The sequence below is a fragment of the Thermoanaerobaculia bacterium genome (assembly GCA_035717485.1).
Taxonomy (GTDB): Bacteria; Acidobacteriota; Thermoanaerobaculia; order UBA5066; family DATFVB01; genus DATFVB01.
In genome coordinates this window covers 1-6,291 of record DASTIQ010000106.1, presented here as the reverse complement: position 1 = coordinate 6,291, position 6,291 = coordinate 1, and the positions used below count along the sequence as shown (strand labels likewise).

3 protein-coding genes are annotated in these 6,291 nt (G+C 68.4%); all 3 read left to right on the top strand.

The window, feature by feature from the left end; all coding sequences use genetic code 11:
- Positions 1–2,437: protein kinase (locus VFS34_05785; protein HET9793955.1), on the top strand; the 2,437-nt coding region annotated here is incomplete at its 5' end.
- A 70-nt stretch (positions 2,438–2,507) separates the two neighbouring features.
- The gene (locus tag VFS34_05780) at positions 2,508–5,171 is read left to right on the top strand and encodes a protein kinase (protein HET9793954.1); all 2,664 of its coding nucleotides are present in this window, start codon (positions 2,508–2,510) and stop codon (positions 5,169–5,171) included.
- A 409-nt stretch (positions 5,172–5,580) separates the two neighbouring features.
- On the top strand, positions 5,581–6,291 hold a 711-nt coding region (locus VFS34_05775), incomplete at its 3' end, for a serine/threonine-protein kinase (protein HET9793953.1).

The following is a 6,291-nucleotide window of genomic DNA, read 5'->3' as shown; positions in this document are numbered from 1 at the left end:
CCACCCGCACATCTGCGCGCTCTACGACGTCGGCAACGCCGGCGGCGTCGAGTATCTCGTGATGGAGCTGCTCGAAGGGCAGATCCTCTCCGACCGGCTCTCCCGCGGCCCGCTCCCGAGGGAGCAGGTCCTCGAGTACGGCAAGCAGATCGCCGAGGCCCTGGACGCGGCGCACCGGCGCTCGCTCGTCCACCGGGACTTGAAGCCCGGAAACGTCATGATCACGCGCTCCGGAGTGAAGCTCCTCGACTTCGGACTCGCGAAGACGATCGGGACGCGAACCGACGAGGCGGACGTCACGTCGCTGCCGACGGAGGCGGATCGCCCGCTGACCGAACGGGGCACGATCCTCGGCACCTTCCAGTACATGGCGCCGGAGCAGCTCGAGGGGAAGCCGGCGGATGCCCGGACCGACATCTTCGCGCTCGGCTGCGTGCTCTACGAGATGGCGACCGGGAAGAAAGCGTTCTCCGGAGCGAGCCGCGCGTCGCTCATCTCCTCGATCATGTCGAGCGAGCCCGCGCCGATCTCCTCCGTCCAGCCGATGACGCCTCCCGCGCTCGACCGGATCGTGCGGACCTGTCTCGCCAAGGACCCCGACGACCGCTGGCAGTCGGCCCATGACGTCAAGAGCGAGCTCGCCTGGATCGCCGAGGCCGGGTCGCAGGCGGGAGCGCCGGCCGTCGTCGCCTCGCGGCGGCGGAGCCGCGAGAGAACGGCGTGGCTCGTCGCGGGGGCCGCGGTCCTCGCCGCGGCGGCCGGGTGGTATCGGGTCGCTTCCGCGCCCAAGGAAACGCGGCGCCCGGTCCGGCTCGCTCTCGTCCGGCCGCCGAATGCCGCGTTCGACTTCCCCTCGTCGCTCACCGCTTCTCCGGACGGCAGCCGGATCGCGTTCGTCGGACACCGGAAGGACGACCGGCAGAGTCTGTGGGTGCGCTCGATCGGAGCCCTCGAGCCGCGCGAGCTGCCGGGGACCGACGGGGCGCGGATGCCCTTCTGGTCGCCGGACGGACGCTTCGTCGGGTTCTTCGCCGACGGGAAGCTCAAGAAGATCGACGCTTCGGGGGGGCCGCCGGAGACGCTGGCCGACGCGCCGGCCCCCTCCGGGGGCTCGTGGGGAAGCCGGGACACGATCGTGTTCGTGCCTCACGACTTCGACGGCCTCTTTCGCGTGTCGTCGCACGGCGGCCCGGTCGAACGAATCACCTCCATCACTCCCGCGGAGGAGGCCCACCGCTGGCCCGTCGTGCTTCCCGACGGGGATCACATCGTCTTTCTCGTCGACGCGAACCAGACGGATGGTCACTGGATGGCCCTGACGTCGCTCTCCTCCCGGAAGATCACGCATCTGGCGCACGCGATCTCGACGATCGCCTTCGCCCCTCCCGATCGCGTCCTGTACGTGAAGTCCGGCTCTCTCGTCACGCAGCGGATCGATCTCGCGGGCGCGAAGATCGCGGGCGATCCGGAACCGGTCGGCGAGAACGTTCTCCAGATCGGCGACAACCATCGTTTCGACTTCAGCGTCTCGGCGAGCGGACTCCTCCTCTACCAGAGCGCGGATCCGACCTCCCAGTTCTTCTGGCTCGACCGGTCGGGGCGGCGGCTCCAGAGCGTCGGCGCGCCCGGACGCTACGGGGCTTTCGGGATCTCCCCCGACGGGACCCGCGCGGCGTACGAGAAGCTCGACGCGGACGGCCGCAACGAGAACGTCTGGACGCTCGACCTCGCCCGCGGGATCGCGAGCCGCGTGACGTCGGGGACGGCGGCGGACTTCAGTCCCGTCTGGATGCCCGACGGCCGCACGATCGTCTTCAGCTCGCTTCGCAGCGGCGTCAACGGCGACATCTATTCCACGTCCTCGTCCGGCGGCGTCGAAGACCGGAAGATCTTCCCGGGCGGGGCCGCCGGAGCTTCGGCATCGACGGTCTCTCCGGACGGAAAGATCCTGGTATACGGCACGCGCGCGGCGGGCACCCGCGACGACCTCTGGGCGCTCCCTCTCGGCGGCGGAAAGCCGACTCCGCTCCGGACGACGCGCTTCGCCGAAACCGCCGCGCAGTTCTCCCGCGACGGGAAATGGCTCGCGTTCGTCGCGGACGACACGGGCCGCGACGAGGTCTACGTCCGCTCGGCGGCCGATCCTTCCGTCCAGATCCAGGTCTCGACCAACGGAGGCGAGAGGCCGCGCTGGCGGCGCGACGGAAAAGAGATCTATTTCCTGAGCGGACCCTCCGTGATGGCGGCGGCGCTGTCGGGCGGACCCGATCTCCGCGCCGACCCGCCGCGCCCGCTGTTCACCCTCTCCGGCACGTTCGGCGATTACGATGTGTCGCCCGATGGCCAGCGTTTTCTCGTGACCGTTCCCCCCCACGAATCCGTGGAGCCGGTGGCGGTCGCCGTGCTCGACTGGACGGAAGGATTGAGGAAGCCATGACGCTCGAAGCCGGATCCCGCCCGGGACCTGACGAGATCCTCTTTCCGCTCGCCGCGGCGGGGAGGCTGTCATGACGCTCGCCGCCGGAACGAGGCTCGGCCCCTATGAAGTGGCCTCCCCTCTCGGCGCGGGAGGCATGGGCGAGGTGTACCGCGCCAAGGACACGCGTCTCGATCGCGAGGTGGCGATCAAGGTCCTTCCGGAACACCTCTCGGCCAACGCCGAGCTCCGCCAGCGATTCGAGAGAGAAGCGAAGGCGATCTCGGCGCTGACCCACCCGCACATCTGCACGCTCCACGACGTCGGCAACCAGGACGGCGTCGAATACCTGGTCATGGAGCTCCTCGACGGACAGTCGCTGTCGGAACGTCTCGAGAGCGGCGCGCTTCCGCCGGACCAGGTGATCCGGTTCGGGATCGAAATCGCCGACGCCCTGGAAGCCGCGCACCGGCAGGGGATCGTTCACCGGGATCTGAAACCCGGCAACGTCATGCTGACCCGTTCGGGCGTCAAGCTCCTGGACTTCGGACTGGCCAAGCACCGCGCGGCGGCCGTCCAGAGCGAGATCTCGCACCTCTCGTCGATGGCGACCGAGCTCACGCCTTCGCGCCCGGCCCTGACCGAGCAGGGCACGATCATGGGGACCTTCCAGTACATGGCCCCCGAGCAGCTCGAAGGGAAGGAAGCCGACGCCCGAAGCGACATCTTCGCCTTCGGGTGCGTCCTCTACGAGATGGCGACCGGAAGGAAGGCGTTCACGGGAAAGAGCCGCGCATCGATGATCGGCGCGATCCTGAAGGACCATCCCGCGCCGATCTCGTCGATCACGCCGATGACGCCGCCCGCGCTCGACCGCCTCGTCCAGACCTGCCTCGCCAAGGAGCCCGACGACCGGTTCCAGACGGCGCACGACGTCAAGCTCCAGCTCCAGTGGATCGCCGAGGGAGGATCGCAGGCCGGGGCGCCCGCCGTCGTCGTGTCGCGACGGAAGACGCGCGAGAAGCTCGCGTGGGGACTCTCGGGGCTCCTCTTCGCCGCCGCGGCGCTCCTCGCCGTCGGCTACCTTCGCCGGGCGCCCGCGCCGGCCTCCCCCGTCCGTTTCCAGCTCGTCCTTCCGGACGCACTCTCGGTGGTCGAAGCTCCGCGGATATCCCCGGACGGAAAGCTCCTCGCCTTTTCGGCCCGAAACGCCGACGGCAAGGCGCAGATCTGGATGCGCCCGCTCGAAGCTCTCGATCCGCGGCCCGTCCCCGGCACCGACGGGGCGTCGTTCCGGCCGATCTGGGCGCCCGACAGCCGGCATATCGCCTTCGTCGCGGAAGGAAAGCTGAAGAAGGTCGATATCGCGGGGGCTCCCCCGCAGACGATCTGCGACGCGACGACGGGCGCCGACGGATCCTGGGGGAAGGACGGAACGATCCTCTTCGACGGTCAGACTTCCGATCCGATTCGCCGCGTCTCGGCGGGGGGTGGAACCCCTCAGACGGCTGTGAAGGCGGAAGGCTCTTCGAGCGTCGGTTGGCCGGATTTCCTCCCCGACGGCAAGCATTTCCTCTATTTCGAGTTCGGGGGCGGAGGAACGGGACAGGGTCGCGTGATGGCGGCGAGCCTCGACCCGCAGGAGAAGCCGAGGAAGATCCTCGACTCGGACTCCCTCGCGCAATACGCCCCTCCCGGGCGCCTGCTCTACGTCAAGGAAGGGACGCTCGTCGCGCAGGCTTTCGACGCGTCGGCGCTGAAGCTCACCGGGGAACCCGTTCCGATCGCCGAGCAGATGGGCGCGACGGGAAACGGCCTCGCCGATTTTTCGGTCTCCGCCAACGGCGCCCTCGTCTACCGGGGCGGCGTCTCGAACGAGACCCGCCTCGTCTGGGTCGACCGGTCCGGCAAGGAGACGTCGGAGCTCGAAAAGGCCGCCGGCTACGGATCGAGCGCGATTTCTCCCGACGGGACGCGTCTGGCCATGGACGTGTCCGATTCGCGTTCGGACAAGCGCGACATCTGGATCCGGGATCTCGTGCGGGGCGTCACCTCGCGATTCACGTTCGATCCCGCCAACGAAGTCGCCCCCGTGTGGTCGCCCGACGGAAACCGCCTCGTTTACTCGTCGGACCGCAAGGGTCCTCCGAGCCTGTACCAGAAGGACGCCTCGGGGACGGGACCGGAGACCGAGCTCTGGTCCTGCGGCGATTCGCTCATCGCCAACGACTGGTCGAGCGACGGGAAGTTCATTCTCGTGAACCGCCTGACGGCGAAGAATTCCTGGGACATCTGGGTCTATCCGACCGACCGCACGAACAAGCCGTTTCCTTTCGTGGAGGGCGCATTCACCGAGGTCCTTCCGACGTTCTCTCCCGACGTCCGGTACGTGACCTACATGTCGAACGAATCGGGCCGATTCGAGATCTACGTGCAGCAGTTCCCCGGGCCGGGCGGCAAGTGGCAGGTCTCGGGGGCGGGGGGAACGGAGCCGCACTGGAGCGCCGACGGAAAGACGATCTACTTTCGGGGCCTCGACTCCAAGATGATGGCCGCGGCGATCGACGCCGGCGCGACGTTCACGGCCGGCGTGCCACAGGCCCTCTTCGACGCCCGCGTGCAGCCCGGCCAGCGGCGCAACGCCTACGCCGTCACCCGTGACGGCCAGAAATTCCTCCTGCTCTCGCCGCTCGGGAAGGAGAAGATCGCGCCGATCACGGTCGTGTTGAACTGGCCGGAGGCCCTCCACCAGTAGGCGGCCGCCGATCGTCGATCCGCGACGACGCCCGTCCGCCTCGCGGTGATCGCCTGCGGAAAAGCGGATGGCACCGGTCCCCTCGCCGGACCCTGAACCGCGATAGAATCACTCGAGTTTTCGCCGCACAACGGAAGGAAAGCGCCGGCGACCCGTACGGGCGGGCCCGGCGGCCACTGACGGCTCGGGAGCGGAATGCGGGCATCGGGATCGCGACTCGGACGCTACGAAATCGTTCCGTTTTCCGTCGACCTTCGCCCATGGTCATCCGAAGGAGGAACGACATGACTCTCGCTGCCCGTTCCCGTCTCGGCCTCCATGAAGTCATCTCTCGTCCCGGAGCCGGAGGTGCGCCTTCGCCCCTCCCTCGCCAGGGCTTCGAAGGGCGATGGCGGACCCGGGGTGGGCGATGAGTCTCGCAACCGGCACCCGCCTGGGTCCTTACGAAATCCTTTCCGCGTTGGGCGCCGGGGGCATGGGAGAAGTGTACCGGGCCAGGGACACGCGCCTCGACCGGGAAGTCGCGATCAAGGTGCTTCCCGAGCACCTGTCCTCGAACCCCGACCTCCGGGCCCGGTTCGAACGGGAGGCGAAGGCGATCTCCGCGCTGACGCATCCGCACATCTGCACGCTCCACGACGTCGGCAACCAGGACGGCGTCGAGTACCTGGTCATGGAGTGCATCGAGGGACAGTCGCTCGCGGAACGGCTCGAGAGCGGCGCGCTTCCGCCCGAGCAGGTGATCCGGTTCGGGATCGAGATCGCCGACGCCCTCGAAGCCGCGCACCGGCAGGGGATCGTTCACCGGGATCTGAAACCCGGCAACGTCATGCTGACGAAGTCGGGAGTGAAGCTCCTCGACTTCGGTCTCGCGAAGCTCCGGGCGGCCGGTGTCCAGACCGAGATTTCTCAGCTCTCGTCGATGCCGACCGAGCTCACGCCTTCGCGCCCGGCCCTGACCGAGCAGGGCACGATCATGGGGACGTTCCAGTACATGGCCCCGGAGCAGCTCGAAGGGAAGGAAGCCGACGCCCGAAGCGACATCTTCGCCTTCGGGTGCGTCCTCTACGAGATGGCGACCGGAAGGAAGGCGTTCACGGGAAAGAGCCGCGCATCGATG

What these genes read in the sequence shown, in the direction of transcription:
- VFS34_05780 (HET9793954.1), top strand. Translation starts at nt 2,508, where the DNA reads ATGACGCTCGCCGCCGGAACGAGGCTCGGCCCCTATGAAGTGGCCTCC.